Source organism: Micromonospora sp. NPDC005173, from assembly GCF_040608515.1.
GTDB lineage: Bacteria > Actinomycetota > Actinomycetes > Mycobacteriales > Micromonosporaceae > Micromonospora.
In genome coordinates this window covers 17,633-34,395 of record NZ_JBEXIK010000046.1, presented here as the reverse complement: position 1 = coordinate 34,395, position 16,763 = coordinate 17,633, and the positions used below count along the sequence as shown (strand labels likewise).

The 16,763-nt window shown below is 68.3% G+C and carries 19 protein-coding genes and 2 pseudogenes; 11 read left to right on the top strand and 10 right to left on the bottom strand.

What is annotated here, in order from left to right:
* Positions 1 to 359 precede the first annotated feature (359 nt).
* Both ABZV00_RS31320 and ABZV00_RS31315 read right to left on the bottom strand, forming a co-directional pair.
* The gene (locus ABZV00_RS31320) at positions 360 to 599 is read right to left on the bottom strand and encodes a hypothetical protein (protein WP_355612902.1); all 240 of its coding nucleotides are present in this window, start codon (positions 597 to 599) and stop codon (positions 360 to 362) included.
* Between the two features lie 242 nt (positions 600 to 841).
* Complete coding sequence (locus ABZV00_RS31315; RefSeq protein WP_355612899.1) at positions 842 to 1,213, bottom strand: nuclear transport factor 2 family protein; 372 nt, start codon at positions 1,211 to 1,213, stop codon at positions 842 to 844.
* Here ABZV00_RS31315 and ABZV00_RS31310 point away from each other — a divergent pair.
* Positions 1,203 to 1,571 carry a hypothetical protein gene (locus ABZV00_RS31310; protein WP_355612896.1) on the top strand — a complete coding sequence of 123 codons (369 nt, stop codon included), beginning with the start codon at positions 1,203 to 1,205 and terminating at the stop codon, positions 1,569 to 1,571. The genes ABZV00_RS31315 and ABZV00_RS31310 overlap by 11 nt on opposite strands.
* Here the strand turns inward: ABZV00_RS31310 and ABZV00_RS31305 are convergent.
* On the bottom strand, positions 1,556 to 2,011 hold the full coding sequence (locus ABZV00_RS31305; RefSeq protein WP_355612944.1) for an MFS transporter: 456 nt from the start codon (positions 2,009 to 2,011) through the stop codon (positions 1,556 to 1,558). The two genes, ABZV00_RS31310 and ABZV00_RS31305, sit on opposite strands and share 16 nt — an antisense overlap.
* A gap of 164 nt (positions 2,012 to 2,175) precedes the next feature.
* Here ABZV00_RS31305 and ABZV00_RS31300 point away from each other — a divergent pair, with 164 nt between their 5' ends.
* From ABZV00_RS31300 to ABZV00_RS31270, 7 genes and pseudogenes are all read left to right on the top strand, one after another.
* The gene (locus tag ABZV00_RS31300; protein WP_355612893.1) at positions 2,176 to 2,508 is read left to right on the top strand and encodes a hypothetical protein; all 333 of its coding nucleotides are present in this window, start codon (positions 2,176 to 2,178) and stop codon (positions 2,506 to 2,508) included.
* Between the two features lie 143 nt (positions 2,509 to 2,651).
* Positions 2,652 to 2,789, top strand: coding sequence for a hypothetical protein (locus tag ABZV00_RS31295; RefSeq protein WP_328421500.1), 138 nt, complete (start codon positions 2,652 to 2,654; stop codon positions 2,787 to 2,789).
* Between the two features lie 404 nt (positions 2,790 to 3,193).
* Positions 3,194 to 3,565: a helix-turn-helix transcriptional regulator gene (locus tag ABZV00_RS31290; protein WP_355612890.1), complete on the top strand. Its 372-nt coding sequence runs from the start codon at positions 3,194 to 3,196 to the stop codon at positions 3,563 to 3,565.
* A 133-nt stretch (positions 3,566 to 3,698) separates the two neighbouring features.
* Positions 3,699 to 3,767 (top strand): annotated as a pseudogene (locus ABZV00_RS31285) (hypothetical protein); the annotation flags it as partial.
* 61 nt (positions 3,768 to 3,828) lie between these two features.
* Positions 3,829 to 4,140: a hypothetical protein gene (locus tag ABZV00_RS31280; protein ID WP_355612949.1), complete on the top strand. Its 312-nt coding sequence runs from the start codon at positions 3,829 to 3,831 to the stop codon at positions 4,138 to 4,140.
* Between the two features lie 334 nt (positions 4,141 to 4,474).
* On the top strand, positions 4,475 to 5,146 hold the full coding sequence (locus tag ABZV00_RS31275; protein WP_355612887.1) for a hypothetical protein: 672 nt from the start codon (positions 4,475 to 4,477) through the stop codon (positions 5,144 to 5,146).
* Entirely contained in the window at positions 5,130 to 5,942 is an 813-nt protein-coding gene (locus ABZV00_RS31270) for a class F sortase (RefSeq protein ID WP_355612884.1), read from the top strand. Before ABZV00_RS31275 ends, ABZV00_RS31270 begins: the two co-directional genes overlap by 17 nt.
* A 29-nt stretch (positions 5,943 to 5,971) precedes the next feature.
* On the opposite strand, the pseudogene ABZV00_RS31265 reads toward ABZV00_RS31270, so the two are convergent.
* The 4 genes and pseudogenes from ABZV00_RS31265 to ABZV00_RS31250 form a co-directional block, all read right to left on the bottom strand.
* Positions 5,972 to 6,373, bottom strand: a pseudogene (locus ABZV00_RS31265) (DDE-type integrase/transposase/recombinase); the annotation flags it as partial.
* 47 nt (positions 6,374 to 6,420) lie between these two features.
* On the bottom strand, positions 6,421 to 6,855 hold the full coding sequence (locus ABZV00_RS31260; protein WP_355612881.1) for a hypothetical protein: 435 nt from the start codon (positions 6,853 to 6,855) through the stop codon (positions 6,421 to 6,423).
* A gap of 209 nt (positions 6,856 to 7,064) precedes the next feature.
* Positions 7,065 to 7,493, bottom strand: coding sequence for a hypothetical protein (locus ABZV00_RS31255; protein ID WP_355612878.1), 429 nt, complete (start codon positions 7,491 to 7,493; stop codon positions 7,065 to 7,067).
* Between the two features lie 158 nt (positions 7,494 to 7,651).
* A complete protein-coding gene (locus tag ABZV00_RS31250) occupies positions 7,652 to 8,551 on the bottom strand; it encodes a chlorophyllase (RefSeq protein WP_355612875.1) in 900 nt (299 codons plus the stop codon).
* Between ABZV00_RS31250 and ABZV00_RS31245 the strand changes: the two genes are divergently transcribed.
* The gene (locus ABZV00_RS31245) at positions 8,550 to 9,254 is read left to right on the top strand and encodes a TetR/AcrR family transcriptional regulator (RefSeq protein ID WP_355612872.1); all 705 of its coding nucleotides are present in this window, start codon (positions 8,550 to 8,552) and stop codon (positions 9,252 to 9,254) included. The two genes, ABZV00_RS31250 and ABZV00_RS31245, sit on opposite strands and share 2 nt — an antisense overlap.
* Positions 9,255 to 9,412: 158 nt before the next feature.
* Here the strand turns inward: ABZV00_RS31245 and ABZV00_RS31240 are convergent, their stop codons facing one another.
* The 3 genes from ABZV00_RS31240 to ABZV00_RS31230 all read right to left on the bottom strand — a co-directional run bounded on the left by ABZV00_RS31240 (position 9,413) and on the right by ABZV00_RS31230 (position 13,809).
* Entirely contained in the window at positions 9,413 to 11,917 is a 2,505-nt protein-coding gene (locus ABZV00_RS31240) for a hypothetical protein (RefSeq protein WP_355612869.1), read from the bottom strand.
* 156 nt (positions 11,918 to 12,073) lie between these two features.
* Positions 12,074 to 13,438: a permease prefix domain 1-containing protein gene (locus ABZV00_RS31235; RefSeq protein WP_355612866.1), complete on the bottom strand. Its 1,365-nt coding sequence runs from the start codon at positions 13,436 to 13,438 to the stop codon at positions 12,074 to 12,076.
* Positions 13,435 to 13,809 (bottom strand): PadR family transcriptional regulator, encoded by a 375-nt coding sequence (locus ABZV00_RS31230; RefSeq protein WP_328421480.1) that lies wholly within the window; start codon positions 13,807 to 13,809, stop codon positions 13,435 to 13,437. The genes ABZV00_RS31235 and ABZV00_RS31230 overlap by 4 nt, the downstream gene beginning before the upstream one ends.
* Positions 13,810 to 14,015: 206 nt before the next feature.
* On the opposite strand from ABZV00_RS31230, the gene ABZV00_RS31225 reads away from it, so the two are divergent.
* Together ABZV00_RS31225 and katG are read left to right on the top strand one after the other, a co-directional pair.
* Positions 14,016 to 14,420, top strand: coding sequence for a Fur family transcriptional regulator (locus tag ABZV00_RS31225; protein ID WP_328426152.1), 405 nt, complete (start codon positions 14,016 to 14,018; stop codon positions 14,418 to 14,420).
* 67 nt (positions 14,421 to 14,487) lie between these two features.
* A complete protein-coding gene (katG, locus tag ABZV00_RS31220; RefSeq protein ID WP_355612862.1) occupies positions 14,488 to 16,695 on the top strand; it encodes a catalase/peroxidase HPI in 2,208 nt (735 codons plus the stop codon).
* Positions 16,696 to 16,763: the final 68 nt, after the last annotated feature.

The following is a 16,763-nucleotide window of genomic DNA, read 5'->3' as shown; positions in this document are numbered from 1 at the left end:
CGGTTGCCACGCCGGCTGACCGGCGCCTACCCGACGCACGGTGATCGACCCGCGTCAGGGATCGCGGCACGTGCACATCGAGGGTCACCCTGGACAGAAGCCCGTTCATCAGCGTGAAGCTCAAGGCACTCGTGAACAGTCCAGTCCTCGTAGGTGACGTACGGCTCGGACCACCGCCCACTGCGCTCTACGCCGCACCGGTGCCCTGCCGCCCTTCGGACGATGCTACGAGGAGCCTCCAAAGGCCCCCGCCGCGTTCTCGGCGCTCGCCCATCGTCTCTGGCAGCCCCCAACGGGACGTGCGAGCACGCTCCGAGGCGACGGCGCTTCGCCCCTCGCGTTCTCAAGCCGTCCGTAGCTCACAACACCTTGGTCGTCGAGGCAAAGATGGTGAGCAGGTCGAGAACGACGCGCTGCCCGTAGGGCGGTAGCGGGCCGAGCGGCGACCGAGTGGACTCCCGGATGGACCTGCCGCCGACCCACGTCTGGCAGGCCATACCGATCCCGCCGACCGCTGCTGAGACGAACAGGCCGCGACGTCGAAGAAGAATTTGGGTCGAGCTGACCTTCGTCATGCGCCTGCCGGGCGTCTCACTCACCACCGCTGACGCGACACTGTGAGCAGTCGCCTGCGCCGGATCGATAGGGGCGCGAACGACGGTGGAACGATCGTTCGGCCTACCGAAGCGGGCGGGTCGACTGCCTCCAGGGACAGTCGCCCCCCACTACCTCGGTTATTGACTGGTTACTGCAAGACGCGGTGCAAGTCGCACCATCGACGAGGCGTTCGGGCGCTCGGCTACGCCGCGAACTACTGACGTCACCTCTGCACTGCAGGACGTCACGATTGCTCGACGCCCATGGTCCGCACCATGGCGTGGGTGTCCGGGATGGTCTCGAAGCGCACCGGCTGCCCGTCGCGGAGCCGCCAGACATGAGCGAATCGCGCCGTCATCGGACGGCCGGCTGCCTTGTTGGCAGCCCGATAGTGGCCCAGGGCGATCACCACGTCGCCGGCCTCGAAGACCTCGTCGGGTTCGATGGTGAAGCCGTCCCACTCGCTGTTGAAGCGGGCGAACACGTTCGCCAGCACCGCTTCCCGCCCGCGGTAGGTACCACCGAAGTGCAGCCCGTCCGGCACGACCCACTCGATGTCGCGATCGAGGGACTCCAGCAGACCCATCACGTCACCATCGGCCAGCTTGCCGTACAACGCGATAATCCGGGCCGACAGGGCGAGAGAGTCATGCTTCGAGACCGCCCTCGTCTCCGACCTGCGCTCCTCCGCTGCCCGCTACCCCAAGGACACCCAGCTCACGGCACTGATCAGCAGTCTGCGCGGCGCCAGCGACCGCTTCGACGACCTCTGGGGCTCCCACACGGTCGGCTTCCACACCACCGACAGCAAAACCGTCCACCACCCCGACATCGGCCCCGTCACCGTCGACTGCGACACCCTCACCATCCCCGGCAACGACCTGCGCATCGCCATCTGCTCTCCACCAGCAGGGACCGCCACAGCCGACCAGTTCGCTTTGCTGAACACCATCGGGACTCAGGTTCTTAGCTGACACACTCTGCGCTGAGAAGTGGGCGGGCCGTCGGCGTCAACCGCCGAAAGGGCCGCAGCGGCAGCATCGACAACTGACCAGCACAGGGCAGGTGAAACTCCATGCCCGCCCAAGTTGATCATCCCACCGGTCACTCCGACCCAGTTGGCTCGGTCGTAGACGGCTCCGGCGACCGCCGTGCCCAGGAGCGCACCGATCAGGCTGGCCGACTCGTAGATGCCCATGCCGCGGCCGATGTTGGCGCCGGAGGCTTCGGCGATGGCGGCCTGCTGGATTGGCATAACGGCCGCCCACGCCAGACCGGTCAGTATCCACAGAGCGGCGATGGCGTGGGCGTTCGGCGCCCAGGCAAGTCCGACCGCGAAGGCGGTGCTGGACAGCGAGGCGAAGGCGAGGACGCGGGTGCAGCCGTACCGTACGAGCCGCGTGAGTCGCCGCAGGCAAGACCTGAACCAGGCTTATCGCCCGGAAACGTGAAACAGTTACGTATAGCAGCCGGAGGCATGTTTGCCTCAGAAACCTGGAAAGCGCTCCGACCGGACATGAATCCTTCTTATGTTCATCGTGGCTCGTCCGCCTGGGACGACCAGAAGGAGTGAGGGACATGTCGAAGAAGTTTCTGATCAAGCTCGCCGGCGGAGTGGCGCTGGGCAGTGCCGCCCTGCTGCTCGGTACGCCTGTCGCCGCGCTCGCCGCGCCCTACGGACAGGCCTACGGACAGGCCTCGGACCGCAACGAGGTTGTCTGCGCGAACAGCGAGCAGACCAACAAGGTGGACATCGCCCAGATCATCAGCGACAACACCATCAAGGACAGCGACGTCGACGTCGACGTCGAGCAGTCCGCCACGGTCGAGGCGACAAACGAGAACGAAACTCAGCACAACATCGTCGTCTGCATCGGGGACATCGACGTGGACGTGGACGTGGAGGAGTAGGAGTTGCCCGAGTCGCTCCAGCGTGCCGGTATCGGCGGGGCCGGCTCGCCCAGTAGGCCAGCATTCCGGCAACGACCCCGCGATTGGCGACGCATACGCGGGTCCGGACGGAGCCTGGGTTCCCGAGGACGGGCGACGTCGCGGTGGGTAACGGTGGCGCGCTCTCCGACACCAACACCGATGCTCTGACGGCGACCGGTGCCGACATGATCGGTGTGGGCGTGCCCGGTGGCATCGCACCGCTGCGTCGTCGGCGGTCCGCCAACGGCACCGTCACCTGAGGCGGTCAGAAGCGCCAGCGGCCGGCACGGTTTCCCGTGGCGTGCCGCTGGCCTCGTCCTGGTCATACTTCTCATGCTCACCGTGCAGGATCGATCCGGCTAGCGGTGAACGACGCAGTCGTTGTTACCCGATTGCGGCAACAGCGTCCCTGCCCGCGGACGGCAGCCTGCAGTGGAAGCACGTCGAACTGTTGTCCCTGCCTGCAGCGCGCGACGCGACGCGACGCACGGTCGGTCGCTCCCGGTCACCGGTCTGCCCCGGGCCAACGAGTCCGGCCGCGTCGGGGCGCGTTGCTTCGACGAGGCGCCGCTGCGACATCCCATCCTCAGCCCTCTCGCCGGCTGAGAAGGTCAGCAGGGACGCCCGTCTAGCGAACAGCCGTCGGCCACTCCGCTGACCCACGATGACCAGGTCTGAGCAGATCCGTCTCGCCCTCGTCCGCGATGACGCAGCACGGGTGGCCTCGTCGGTAAATGCCGGGGGCAGTGGCGCGAGCGATCGATCGGGCTCGGCTGACCCAGGCGCGTCATCTTGCAGGCAAGACAAGAAGGAAATCGCGGAGGCCGTCGGTGTCACGCCGGCCACTGTCGGGCAGTACGAGGCCGGCTCCCGGTCTCGACCCGAGCTGGCTCCGCTCGTCGCCGAGCTCCTCGGCGGGCGACCCCGGCGCGGCAGCCCGCGCTCTGCGGTCCCATTGGGGCTTGGAACCGGCCCCATCCGCACCTGGTGCGCACCATGGAGGCACACGGCATCGTCGTCGCCCTCGCCCCACTAGCCGACGGCGAGGTTGCCACCGTCGACGCCCTCTCCACCTCACGTCTACCACGCCCGATTGTGGTGATCAGCAGAGACCCCGCCGACGATGTGTACCGTCATCGTTCACCGCCGCCCACGAGCTGGGTCATCTCGTGCTGCACGGTGACACGCTGCCCGGTGACACGGCACAAGAACGCGAAGCGGACACGTTCGCCGCTGAGTTCCTGACCCCCCGCGCTGCCGCACCTGCCGCACCGGCTCAACTTCAAAATCCTGACGGGCTTGCAGGACGCCTGGGGGATATCGGCCGACAGCCTGCTCTATCGTTGCCGCGAGGTTGGCCTCTTCTCCGACTCGACCGCGACCCGGGCGTGTCAACAGCTGCATGCCCTACGACGCGACCGGGTGCTCACCCCGCAGCCCATCGCAGGATTTCCCGGTGAACAGCCGATCCTGCTACAGCAGGCATTCGACCTTGCCAGCTGCCACGGCTTGACCCTTCCAGCACGCGCCGAGCAACTCGCCTGGCCGCTGCCACGCGTGCGCGAGCTGCTGGGCTTCCACGACCACCGCCCCACGGTACGACTGGTGTAGCCACCAAAGTGATGCCGACCCGGGCAGCGCCCAGGGCGCGGAAGCGTTCCTCGGCCGCCGCGATCAGCAGGCCGGCGGCTCCCCCGCCGGCGGTGCACAGGTGCCACCGCGAGCCGGTACGGGTGGCAGCGCCACCCGGCAGCACCTGGCTGCTACCAAAGGTCGGCGGACAGAACGGTCCTTACGCCCCAGCGAACATGAATTAACTACTTATGGCCTCTCACGTACTACATGTTACGAAACCCGGAAACTCCTCTCGTTTCACGTTTATCGGCCTAACGTTCGTCATGGCTCGTCGTCCCGAGCCAACCAGAAGGGATTGAGGAGTATGTCGATGAAATTTTTGACCAAGCTCGCCGGCGGGGTGGTGCTGGGCAGCGCCGCGCTGCTGCTCGCGGCACCCGCCACCGCGCTCGCCGCGACCGACGGAGAACCCAAGGAGCCCGCGGCCTCGAAGCAGGGGGAGGAGTCGAAGAAGAAGTCAGACGACAAGCCCAAGACGTTCAACCTGCGCGACAAGAACGGTAACGGGGTTACCTGCGCGACCAACAAGCAGATCAACGAGCAGAACATCTCCCAGATCATCAAGGACAACACCATCACGGACAGCGTCGTCACCTTCAACGTGTCCATGTCTGCAGCGCAGGCGGCGACGAACGACAACAAAACTCAGCACACCCTCGTCGTCTGCATCCGCGACATCGACGTGGAGGTGGACGTGGAGACCGATCTGCTCGGCGACCTCCTCAGGATGGTCGAGGCCGGTCTTGGCGAGGCTGGTTCGCCGGTGGGCCAGCCTGCCACCACGGCTGGCGGCGCGTACGCGGGTCCGGACGGAGCCTGGGTGTTGCCGAAGACGGCCGGCGTCGCGGCCGGTGACGGCGGCGCGCTCTCCGACACCAACACCGGTGTTCTGACGGCGACCGGTGCCGGCATGATGGGCGTGGGCGTGCTCGGTGGCATCGCACTGCTGCGTCGGCGGTCCACCAATGGCACTGTCGCCTAGAGCGGCCAGGAGCGCCAGCGGCCGCCACGGTCTCCCGTGGCGCGCCGCTGGCCTCGTCCTGGTCACCCTTGTCACGCTTAGCGGAGCAGGAGTGATCGCGTTCGCGGCCACGGCTCCTGATCCGGTCGGACCGCCGCAGCCCGACCCCGCCGCCGCACCGCAGTCTCTGCCGTCACCGTTGACGGACGAACCCACCACACCACAGCCGACGCCGAGCGGAGCCAACGCGTCGCCGGCCTCCGGGGCGACCCACGGCGAGGCGCGCAGTGCTCCCGGCCGCATCGAAGGCGCTCTCGGGTCGACCGCGACCCGCCCGTCTCCCTCACCGACATTGGCCGGGATGCCGCGATCGCAGCCGACCCGTATCAAGATCCCGCGGATCGGCGTTGACGCGCCGACGGTTCCGCTCGGGCTGGACCGGAACCAGCAGATCGCGGTCCCACCGCTGAATCAGCCCAATGCGGCCGGGTGGTACCAGCTGGGACCAAGTCCCGGCGAGGTGGGGACCGCGGTGGTGGTGGGCCACGTCGACTCACGCGCCACGGGTCGGGCTGTCTTCTTCCGCCTGGGCGCGCTGAAACCGGGGGACACCATCGAGGTGCTCCGCAAAGACGGCAAGAAGGCCCGCTTTACCGTCGACGGGGTGGCCCGCTACCCGAAGAAAAAGCTCCCGCTGAACCTGGTCTACGGTCACACCGGCAAGGCGCAGCTCCGCGTGATTACCTGTGGTGGCGACTACGACAAAGCAGCGAAATCGTACAAGGACAACATCGTGGTGTTCGCGACGCAACGTTGATCATGAAAGAAGAGCCAGCGGGACCAGCTCACCCAGGGGAAGACCAGCGCTGCGTCGGTGACAACCTCGCTGGAGGGCACCTTCACCATCGACGGCGCCCGCCGGAAGAACCGCCGGACCGCGTCAGCATCACCGCAGGCCGCGACCAGCACGTCAATGACCTGCCCGTACTGGTCGACCGCCCGGTACACGTACCGCTACACCCGGTTGACCTTGACGTACGTCTCACCGACGAACCACCTGTCACCCGGGAGTGCCTGTGGAACCGGGCGGTGCCGGCCAGCAGCGGGGTGAGCCGCTGCACCAGCGGAACACGGTTCGTGATCCACCTCCACGCCGCGTTCGACCAGCAACTCCTCAACATTCCGATACGACGGGCTGAACCGCAGATACCAGCGCACCGCGACCACGATCACCTCTGGCGGGAACAGTGGACCGAAGAAGGCCCGCCGAGGCGGGCCTTCTTCGGTGAAGGGCCTCAGATCCGCAGGCTGGCCAGTTTGGGGAACAGCGCCGTCTCGACGGTGCCGGCCTTGTCGATCGAGAGCCGCCACTGGGCGTCGTCGGCGTGGATCACCACGGCCGACCACAGTCGATGCGGCTCGTTGAGGAGCACGTTGACGTTCGCCAGGTCGTGGCCCCGCGACGCGGTACGGCCCGCCTGGTGCAGGGTGACGATGTGCGGGTGGTCGGAGAGCCGGCCGAGCACACGCAGTTCCCGTTCGCAGCGGGCGCGGGACGGGCCATGCCAGTCGACGGCGAGCACCTTGACCGCGACCCAGCGCGAGAAGGCCGGTTGCCAGGCCCGGTAGACGAGGCCGAAACCGCCCCGACCGACCTCGACGGCGTCGGTGCAACCGTCGACCCCGAGTGCGGACTCCGGGTGCGTCACCGGCTGCTTACTGTGGACCATCGTCGTTGAATGGTACCGAGGCCGGCAACGCGGTCGTCGGGCTCCCGAGGCCGTGCGTCCCCGACGGCGGCGGCCCATGCCCTGATCTGGGCATGGACTGCACGGCGATGGTCGGGCGAGGCCCAGCCGGGGCCGCCCCTCATTCTTCTGCGGGCGTCAGCTCCCTGGACGGCGCGCTCGCCGCCTGCCGGAGCTGGCGGGTTGGGACGTCAGCAGACCTTGCTGGTCGAGCCGCCCGTGGAGTTGAGGTAGCCGGTGACGTGCGTGCAGTGCGCGGCCGTGTTGGCCGGCGCGCCCCACAACTCCGCGCGGGTGGCGTTGTTGAGCTGGCCCACCCCGTAGTCCGAGCCGCTGTTCGAGTGGTCGATCACGTGGACGTAGAGGTCCCAGTTGGTGTGGGTGTTGCGGTACTGCTCCCACACGTAGATGTAGGCGTAGTTGTAGCCGCAGCCGTAGTACTGCTTGACCGAGGCCGCCTCCATGCCGCCGACCGTCAGCACCCGCGTCGTACCGATCTGGCGGACGCTGGAGCAGCTGGCCGGGGTGCTGGCCAGGGCGGGCGACGCGTTGACCAGCGAGACGGTGGCAGCGGCGACGGCCGCGGCGGCGATGGCTGTGGTTCGGCGGAGGATCGACATGGGGACTCGCATTCTCTGGCGGACGTGACTGGCTGTCCGTCAGAGAACCAGGCTTCCGATTCGCCCGACAGGTGACGAAGAGGTCACCTTTCCCTCCCCAAGCAGCACTGCGCCGAGCGCGAGCACCGTGGCGGTATCCCTCCCGAGCCCGCTCGTCTCTACCTGGATTCGAGACGGCCCAGGGTGCTCACGACCGGTGCCGGCCAGGTGGAGTCCTTGACGCCGAGGGCGTCCCGAAGGTAGGCCCACGTGAGCCGCTGGATCAGAGCAACCCTTTCGGGGCTCTCGTCCGTCGTCTCTCTGGCTTCGTAGTCGGAGACGCCGCCGAGTGAGTGCTCCGCTCCGAACAGGGTGAGCAGGCTCTTGCTGCCCGGGCTCAGGTGATACGCGTCGCTGAACCAGTCCGGCCCGCGGACCGACAACGGGGAGTCGTCCCGGTCGCCCGCGACGACGAGGGCCGGGGTGGTCATGTCGACGAAGCTCCGGCTCATGAAGGGAAAGTGCTCGGCCGCGAACGGGGCAAGATCGGCTCCGCCCCGGCCGGTCACGGCCAGCAGGACGCCTGCCTTGATCCGTGGGTCGGACATGTCCTCTCCGGGGTTGCCGTCGGCGTCGAGGACGCGCGCCCCCAGCAGGGTGCTCGCCGTCTGGGCGCCCCAGGAGTGGCCGGCCACGGCGATGCGGGTGTGGTCGAGGCGTCCGACAAGGCCGGGGACGGACGACTCCAGCAGGTCGAGTTGGTCGAGGGTGCGCTTCAGGTCGTCCACCCGGATTCGCCAGATCAGCGGCGTGCGGGGGTCGTCGGGCGGAAGGTTCAGTCTCCGTGAGTCGAGGTGGGTGGACTGGATGACGACGAAGCCGTGGGAGGCCCAGAAGTCGACCAGCGGACCGTAGTTGGCGGCCGAACCGCCGAAGCCGTGCGAGAAGACGATGACGGGCAGTTCGTGGCCGGTGGTGGGTGCGGAGATCCGTACGTACTGATCGTCGCCGCGATCCGGGGTCGGCAGCGTGATGGGGTGGACCGAGACGACCGGCGTGGGCTCTGGCATTGCGTGCATGAGCGTTCCTTCTGACTTGGCATTGGGCCTGCCGTTCTGGCATGCTGCCAATGCGGAACCACGTTCCGCTAAAACATACGGAACATGGTTCCGCTTAACAAGGGATGTGACGGGGGTAACGGTGGCCGGTACGGGCAGCGGATCGGGTGGCGCGCGGAAGCAGCGGGCTGATTCGCGGCGCAACGAGGCGGCGCTACTGGAGGCGGCCGCCGCGGCGTTCGTCAGCTCCGGAGTCGATGCGCCCGTGCGGGACATCGCCGCCAGGGCCGGCGTCGGGGTCGGCACGATCTACCGCCACTTCCCGACGCGGGCCGATCTCATCGTCGCGGTGTACCGGCACCAGGTCGAGGCGTGCGCCGAGGCCGGGCCGGTGCTGCTGGCGGAGAGCGCCACCCCGCACGCCGCCCTGGCGAGCTGGATCCACCTCTTCGTCGATTTCCTGGTCACCAAGCACGGCCTGGCTGAGGCGATGCGGTCCGACGATGCCGCCTTCCAGACGCTGCACGCCTACTTTCTCGACCGTCTCGTCCCCGTCTGCGCCGAGCTGCTCGACGCCGCTGCCACGGCGGGCGAGATCATCCCCGACCTGGACGCCCTCGTCCTGATGCACGGCATCGGCAATCTCTGCATCGGCGCCGACAGCCCTGATTACGACGCGCGCCTCATGGTCGGGCTCGTCATCGCGGGCTTGCGGCTGCGCTAGGCGCTCGACGTACGGCCCGGTCGCGGCAGCGACGCGGCACCGCTGGTGATGGTCAACTCCAGATCACCGATATCGGGGCATCCCCGCGCTGGGACACCGCGACATCGGCGACATCGAGCACCTCGGACGACACTGGTGGGAGCGTCAACCGGTGATGATCATGGTGTCGGTCGGCGCGTGTCTGGCCATTGCGTGTCCGGCGGCACTATCGGCCGGCGAGGGGGTCGCTGGCCCCTGGTGACCGCCGCCGTGGCGGCCGAGGTGGCCGTGGCGGGAGCGTATCCGTCTCGGCTGGCGGTCACCGCAACGGTAAGCCGCTTTCCGTACAGCGCCACGGGGATCTTGATCGTTGCGCCGGTCGCGCCGGTGATCGCGATGCCGTTCGCCGACCACTGGTACACGTAGGCGGTCGCCGTGGGGGTCCATTGGCCCGGGTTCGCGGTGACGGTGCCCCCGACCTCCAGGGTTCCGGTGATCGTCGGCGGGTTGACCGTGCGCATCGCCAGGGGCGGGTTGATCGTGAAGGCGTTGGCCAGGACCACCGGCTGGCCCGCTCCATACGGGCGCAGGGTCAGGCTGGCATTGCCGGCCGGCGCGGAGGCGAGGTTCACCTCGGCGGTCATCGTCGTGCCGTCCGCCGAGACCGTCTTGACCGTCGCGGTCAGCGGTTGTCCCGTGGCGGGGGTCACCTGGACCTCGTCACGCGGATGCAGCCCGGTGCCGTGGAGGGTGATCGTCCGGAGGCCGCCCGGGGGCACGGTGGTTGGAGCCACCGAGCTGACCGTGGCCACGCCGGGCTCGACGGTGAAGCTGTACTGCGTGTTCATGGAGCGGGTGCCGCCGGCCGTGAGGCTGCGAACGGTCAGGTAGTACGTGCCGGCCTCCGGTGGCGTCCAGGTCAGCGTCGCGGTGCCGTCGGGCTTGGCGGCCACGGTGACGTACTGCCCGAAATTGATCGAGTACTCGTACGTGGTCGTGCCGGGAAGGCGCGGCGTGAAGATGAAGGTGCCCGTCGCGAGCCGGCCGCTGCCGGTTGCCGGAAAGTCGGTCGAGGTGACCCGCGGCGCGTCCGACACCGTCCAGTACGTGCCGCCCTCCTCGGTCTGCACGCCAGCGGCGTTGCGAGCGACGACGACAACGTAGTTGTAGCCGCTCTTCGTCGGCGTGTACCCGAAGGTGACGCTGCCGTCGGCGGCCGGCCTGACGACCTGCTTCGTGGCGTCGTCGCGGTTCAGCGTCGCCACGTACTCGACGACGTTCTCCATGCGGGTGCGGGCCGTGAAGGTGGCCGGCGTCCCCAGGTCGGTGCCGCCGGTGCGCGTCACCGTCGGCGACGCGCCGTCGACCGAGACATAGTTCCAGCGCGGCTCGGACAGGGTGCCGTCCGCACTTCGGCTCTGGATGTGCAGGCCGGTGACGCTGGTCTCGGTGGCCGTCCAGGTGAGGTCGGCGGTGCCGTCGGCGCGAGCCGGCACGGTGATCTTCTCGATCGGCCACTCCTCCAGGCCGGAGTACTCCGGCCAGTAGAGGTACGCCTCGACCTGCGGTACCCGGGGCGCGAGATGGAACGTGAGCGAGGAACCGATCGTCACACCCCGGTTCGTGTCGCCGGTGACCCTCGGGCCGTTGTCGACGAGGAACTCGTAGGCGCGGGGGGCGTGCGCGGTGCCATCACCGGTGACGCTGTGCACGTAGAGGGTCTGCCGGCCGGCGCGTGTCGGGGCGATCATCGCCGTCGCTCTCCCGGCGGCATCCGCCGGAACCGTACCCGAGGGCCCGTTCTCGTCGATCCGCCAGACGAACGTCGCCGCGTCCGGGACCGTCGCGCTCAGCTCGAACGCGCCGGACACGCCGACGTTGTAGTCCAGGTTGGTGCCCCAGTCCGGGTACGCGGCCGAGAAGATCGACGGGCGCGTCTCCTTGACGTAGAACTCCTGGTAGAGGGCCTCGGAACTGTTTCCGGCCCGGTCGACGGCGTAGGCGGTGACCGAGTGGTGGCCGGCTGCCCGGGGCGTCCAACGGATGGTCGCCGGACCGCCGAGCCCTTCGGCGTCGACCGTGGACTCGGTGGAATCGTCGCTCAACTCGGCGGAGTAGAACCGGTAGCGGTAGCTGACGGTGTCGTCGCTGGCCGAGGTCAACGTGAAGTCACCGGGGACCCCGATCGCGCCGTGGGCGTCGTCCCAACTGCCGGGGGGATATTCGGTGGAGGTGACGGTCGGTGCCGGGCCGCCGCGGCGGTCGACGGTGAAGTGGCAGGTGCTGCTCCACGGCGAGGCGTCCGCACCGTCGAGCACGCGCACCCGCCAGGCGTACGTCACGCCGTCGAGCTGCTTCGACTCGTCTTCGAGCTGGACGTAGACCTCGTCGCTCTGCTCGCCGATGCCACTGAGCCACTGCTGCGGGTGCTCCGGGTCGGCGACGTCCCATACCTGGAAGTCGGCCTGCAACCCGGTGCTGTCGCCCGTCCGGCTGAAAGTGCCCTTCAGCACCACGGCATTGGCGTCGTTGAGCCTGATCGGGCTCAGATATGGCCCCGGCACGGCAGTGGCACAGGGCTGGTTGGCAGTCTTGAGATCGGTCGGCGCGGTCACCGCTGCGGCGGCCGGAGTGGCCGGCAGCCCCACCGTCAATCCGCAGCCGAGCGCCGTTGCCACGACCATCGCCGCAACCCGGCGATAAGCCCGCGAAGGTGTACGCATGTGGTCCCCCCACTGTGGAACAGGCGCCGTGATTACCCGCGAGAAAAGTTTCCCACGTCGATGCGACAGAGGAGGCCCGTCTTTTCTGCCGGATCCAGCCGGCGGTCGGGGGAGGGCTCAGGCGAAGCCGAACAGGGGTGGGAAGGCGAGGACGACTGCCCAGGCCCACGCTGCGTACACGATCACGTAACGGGTCTGCCAGCGTTCCAGGTGGGCGAAGGGCATCCGGCCACGCACGAAGCCGAGGTACAGCCATGCCGACCAGGCGAGGTTGGTGAGCAGGATGAGGTTTTCGCCCAGCGCGGCGGTCTTGTTCGGGCTGAAGCCCCATTCGCTGATCCGGCCCGTGATCGCCACAAGCACCAGGAAGTCAATGACCAGCGCGCTGACGATGAGCGCGAGCTGCAGGCGGTCGAAGAGGCCGGGTCGGGCCGTGAGGTCACGGGCGGAGATGGCGTACAACAGCATGCCCAGCACGATGACCAGCAGCAGGTCGAAGAGGATGAGCGCGTCGCGCTCGACGTCGATGCCGTTGTTGGTCCAGATGATGGCGACCAGGAAGGCCAGCAGGATGGCCGCGAAGAGCGGCGTGAAGACGCGGGTCAGCACCGGCGCCATGTTCTCGATGACGCTCTGCTTGGCCTCCACCAGCCACGCCGACACGATGACGGCGGCCATGGCGCCGCACGGCAGCAGCCACGACTGGATGAATCCCTCGGCGTCCAGGCCGATGGCGTGGAAGGTGCCCACCGTGAAGGCGGTGAGCACGCCGCCCCCCAGTCCAATGAGGACGAAGTAGATCAGCCACTCCCCGGTGAACCGGATGAAGTCCATCCGTCGCCGGTCGGAGCGCCAGTCGCCGCCCACGTAGGCGACGCCGACCACCAGCCACAGGGCTATCGGCAGGTGGATCGCCGTGAGCACCATGGTCTGCGAGTCATCGGCCAGCGGATACGCGTTCGCGGCGACCGCGCCGAGAATGAACAGCAACGCCAGTGTCCCGATGACGCGAAGACCGACCCGGCGTTGCCAGGCGAAGTACGCCGCGAGCGCCGGCAGCGCGAAGAGGCTGATGTTTCGCGCGTAGAAGCTGCCATCGTCCCCGGACAGGTCAAGCCCGAACAGCGATGGCACCTTGATCGCGAGCGCCGCGACGGCCGCACAGAGCACCATGACGGGCAGCTCGCGACGGGTACGGGCGGCGGTGGGCGCATCCGGCTCCCCGGGCAGTACGAGCTGTTTCCATAGCCGCTCGGAGTGCTCGCGAGCGAACTCCCGCGACAGTTCATCGAGGCTGCCCATGCGTTTGACGGCGATGAGGAACGACTCGTCGGGTCGCAGGCCCGCCTCGGTCAGCTCGGTGATCCGGCTGCGAAGGTGGTCCTCCAGCTCGTCGGCGTCGGTGTGGTGCAGCTCCCCGCGGCGGTCGATGTAGGCCCGCCACTCGGCGATCTGGCCCTCCAGATCGTTGTCGATGGTCATAGTCCCGACCCCCATGCCGGCGCCGTGATCGGCTTGATGGACTGTGTCGTGCTCCAGACGCCCCGCAGGGCGTCGACGACCGCGGCCCACTGGCGGTGCTGCTCGGCCAGCTCGGCCCGGCCCTGGTCGGTGATGCGGTAGTACTTGCGGCGTCGTCCCCCCGGCGGGGACTCCCAGGCCGACTCGACGTGCCCGAGCCGCTCCAGGCGGTGCAGCAGTGGGTAGAGCAGGCCGTCGGTCCACTCCAGTTGCCCGCCCGACAGGTCGTTGACCTGCTTGAGGATCGCGTAGCCGTAGCTCTCGCCCTCGGCGAGGATTCCTAGCACGAGCGGCGTCGCCGAGGCCGCGACGAGGTCTTTGGTGATACGCACGTTGGACCGCCTATACCTAGATCTGCAATGCATAGTAGTTCTAGGCATGGTGCTCCCGCAATCGGAACCGCCGGCAGTGCCCGTGCCGCACCTGCCGACCGAGCTCGTCACCCGCGCTTCGCCAGTGCGCTATGTGGCCGATCTTGACTGATTCCAGAAAGGGGGCCAGACTGCCGAGCGTGGCCACGGCCTTGGACTTCAAACAGATGCTGCGCGAGGCAGCGCTGCGCGTGACCCGCCCTCGGGTGGCGGTGCTGAACGCGGTGTACGCCCATTCACACGCCGACACCGACTCGATCATCGGTGTCGTGCGCCGCGATCTCCCTGAGGTGTCCCACCAGGCCGTGTACGACGTACTGCGTGTGCTGACGGCCTCGGGGCTGGTGCGACGCATCCAGCCGGCCGGTTTCGTGGCGCGATACGAGTCGCGGGTCGGGGACAACCACCACCACGTGGTGTGCCGCTCGTGCGGCGTCATCGCCGACGTCGACTGCGCCGTCGGTCAGGCGCCGTGCCTGACCGCGTCCGACGACCAGGGCTTCTTGATCGACGAGGCCGAGGTCGTCTACCGGGGCCTGTGCCCCGGCTGTTCCACCGCACACAGTTCCTGAACCCCTGAACCCCAATCCCGGAAGGAATCACGTGGCTGAGCACCACCATGATGCAGTCGTAGGAGACATGAACTCGGAGGAGAGCGAGGGTGGCTGTCCAGTCTCGGCGGCCGCACGTGCCCCGCATCCGACCCAGGGCGGGGGAAACCGGGAGTGGTGGCCGAACCGGCTGAACCTGCGGATCCTCGCCAAGAACCCGGCCGTGGCGAACCCTCTCGGTGAGCAGTTCAACTACGCCGCGGCGTTCAAGACCCTCGACCTGGCCGCCGTGAAGCAGGACATCGCGGAGGTCCTGACGACCTCGCAGGACTGGTGGCCGGCCGACTACGGCCACTACGGCCCGTTCATCATCCGGATGGCGTGGCACAGCGCGGGCACGTACCGGATCAGCGACGGCCGCGGCGGCGCCGGCGCCGGCATGCAGCGCTTCGCGCCGCTCAACAGCTGGCCGGACAACGCGAACCTGGACAAGGCCCGCCGTCTGCTGTGGCCGGTCAAGAAGAAGTACGGCCAGAACCTCTCGTGGGCCGACCTCATGGTCCTCGCCGGAAACGTCGCCCTGGAGACGATGGGCTTCCAGACCTTCGGCTACGCCGGCGGTCGGGAGGACGTCTGGGAGCCGGACGAGGACGTCTACTGGGGTCCCGAGTCCACCTGGCTCGGGGACGAGCGCCACACCGGTGAGCGGGACCTTGAGAACCCGCTGGCCGCGGTCCAGATGGGCCTCATCTACGTGAACCCGGAAGGCCCGCACGGCAGCGGGGACCCGCTCGCCTCCGCGAGGGACATCCGCGAGACGTTCCACCGCATGGCGATGAACGACGAGGAGACCGTCGCGCTGATCGCTGGTGGGCACACGTTCGGCAAGACCCACGGCGCGGCCGACCCGAACAAGTACGTCGGTGCCGAGCCCGAGGGTGCCTCGCTGGAGGAGCAGGGGCTGGGCTGGAAGAACACCTTCGGCACCGGCCGGGGCGGCGACACGATCACCAGCGGTCTCGAGGGTGCGTGGACGAACACCCCCGTGACGTGGGACAACAGCTTCTTCGAGATCCTGTTCGGCTACGAGTGGGAGCAGACGACCAGCCCCGCCGGAGCGATCCAGTGGAAGCCGAAGGGTGGTGCCGGCGCGGGTACCGTCCCCGACGCCCACGACCCGTCGCGCAGCCACGCCCCGACGATGCTGACGACGGATCTCGCGCTCCGGGTGGACCCGATCTACGAGCCGATCTCGCGGCGCTTCCTGGAGCACCCGGAGGAGTTCGCGGACGCCTTCGCGCGGGCGTGGTTCAAGCTGACGCACCGCGACATGGGGCCGATCGAGCGCTACCTCGGCCCGGAGGTCCCGACCGAGACGCTGCTGTGGCAGGACCCGATCCCCGCCGTGACGCACGAGCTCGTCGACGCCGAGGATGTCGCCACCCTCAAGGCTCAGATCCTCGCCTCGGGGCTGTCGGTGCCCCAGCTGGTCTCCGCCGCATGGGCATCGGCGTCCACGTTCCGTGGCGGCGACAAGCGTGGCGGCGCGAACGGGGCCCGTATCCGGCTCGAGCCGCAGAACGGCTGGGAGGTCAACAACCCCGAGGAGCTGGCGACGGTGCTGCGCACCCTGGAGGGAATCCAGGAGGCGTTCAACGCTGCTCAGACCGGAGGGAAGCTGGTCTCGCTCGCCGATCTGATCGTGCTCGGCGGGTCCGCAGCCGTCGAACTGGCCGCCAGCAACGCCGGCCACACTGTCGAGGTCCCCTTCACGCCGGGACGTACGGACGCGTCGCAGGAGCAGACCGACGTCGAGTCCTTCGCCGCGCTCGAGCCGACCGCGGACGGGTTCCGCAACTACCTGGGCAAGGGCAACCGGCTGCCGGCCGAGTTCCTCCTGATCGACCGGGCGAACCTGCTGACCCTGAGCGCGCCCGAGATGACGGTCCTCGTCGGCGGTCTCCGCGTCCTGGGCGCCACCGTCAAGCAGTCACCGCTCGGCGTCCTGACGGAGAACACCGGGTCGCTGACCAACGACTTCTTCGTCAACCTGCTCGACCTGGGCACGACGTGGAAGGCGACGTCCGAGGACGCGAACCTCTTCGAGGGCCGTGACCTTGGCACGGGCGAGGTCAAGTGGACCGGCACTCGCGCCGACCTCGTCTTCGGCTCGAACTCCGAGCTGCGCGCGCTCGCCGAGGTCTACGCGAGCGACGACGCGCGGGAGAAGTTCGTTCGCGACTTCGCCGCGGCGTGGGTGAAGGTGATGAACCTCGACCGGTACGACCTCGTCTGATCCTGACGTCCAGGTCGGCCCTGTGGGGGGCCGACCTGGACGTCCTCGTTCGGGTGCTCGACCTCGGC

What these genes read in the sequence shown, in the direction of transcription:
- ABZV00_RS31270 (WP_355612884.1), top strand. Translation starts at nt 5,130, where the DNA reads ATGGCACTGTCGCCTAGAGCGGCCAGGAGCGCCAGCGGCCGCCACGGT.
- ABZV00_RS31260 (WP_355612881.1), bottom strand. Translation starts at nt 6,855, where the DNA reads ATGGTCCACAGTAAGCAGCCGGTGACGCACCCGGAGTCCGCACTCGGG.
- ABZV00_RS31245 (WP_355612872.1), top strand. Translation starts at nt 8,550, where the DNA reads ATGAGCGTTCCTTCTGACTTGGCATTGGGCCTGCCGTTCTGGCATGCT.
- ABZV00_RS31255 (WP_355612878.1), bottom strand. Translation starts at nt 7,493, where the DNA reads ATGTCGATCCTCCGCCGAACCACAGCCATCGCCGCCGCGGCCGTCGCC.
- ABZV00_RS31275 (WP_355612887.1), top strand. Translation starts at nt 4,475, where the DNA reads ATGAAATTTTTGACCAAGCTCGCCGGCGGGGTGGTGCTGGGCAGCGCC.
- ABZV00_RS31250 (WP_355612875.1), bottom strand. Translation starts at nt 8,551, where the DNA reads ATGCACGCAATGCCAGAGCCCACGCCGGTCGTCTCGGTCCACCCCATC.
- ABZV00_RS31300 (WP_355612893.1), top strand. Translation starts at nt 2,176, where the DNA reads ATGTCGAAGAAGTTTCTGATCAAGCTCGCCGGCGGAGTGGCGCTGGGC.
- ABZV00_RS31225 (WP_328426152.1), top strand. Translation starts at nt 14,016, where the DNA reads ATGCTGCGCGAGGCAGCGCTGCGCGTGACCCGCCCTCGGGTGGCGGTG.
- katG (WP_355612862.1), top strand. Translation starts at nt 14,488, where the DNA reads ATGAACTCGGAGGAGAGCGAGGGTGGCTGTCCAGTCTCGGCGGCCGCA.
- ABZV00_RS31240 (WP_355612869.1), bottom strand. Translation starts at nt 11,917, where the DNA reads ATGGTCGTGGCAACGGCGCTCGGCTGCGGATTGACGGTGGGGCTGCCG.
- ABZV00_RS31290 (WP_355612890.1), top strand. Translation starts at nt 3,194, where the DNA reads ATGACCAGGTCTGAGCAGATCCGTCTCGCCCTCGTCCGCGATGACGCA.
- ABZV00_RS31235 (WP_355612866.1), bottom strand. Translation starts at nt 13,438, where the DNA reads ATGACCATCGACAACGATCTGGAGGGCCAGATCGCCGAGTGGCGGGCC.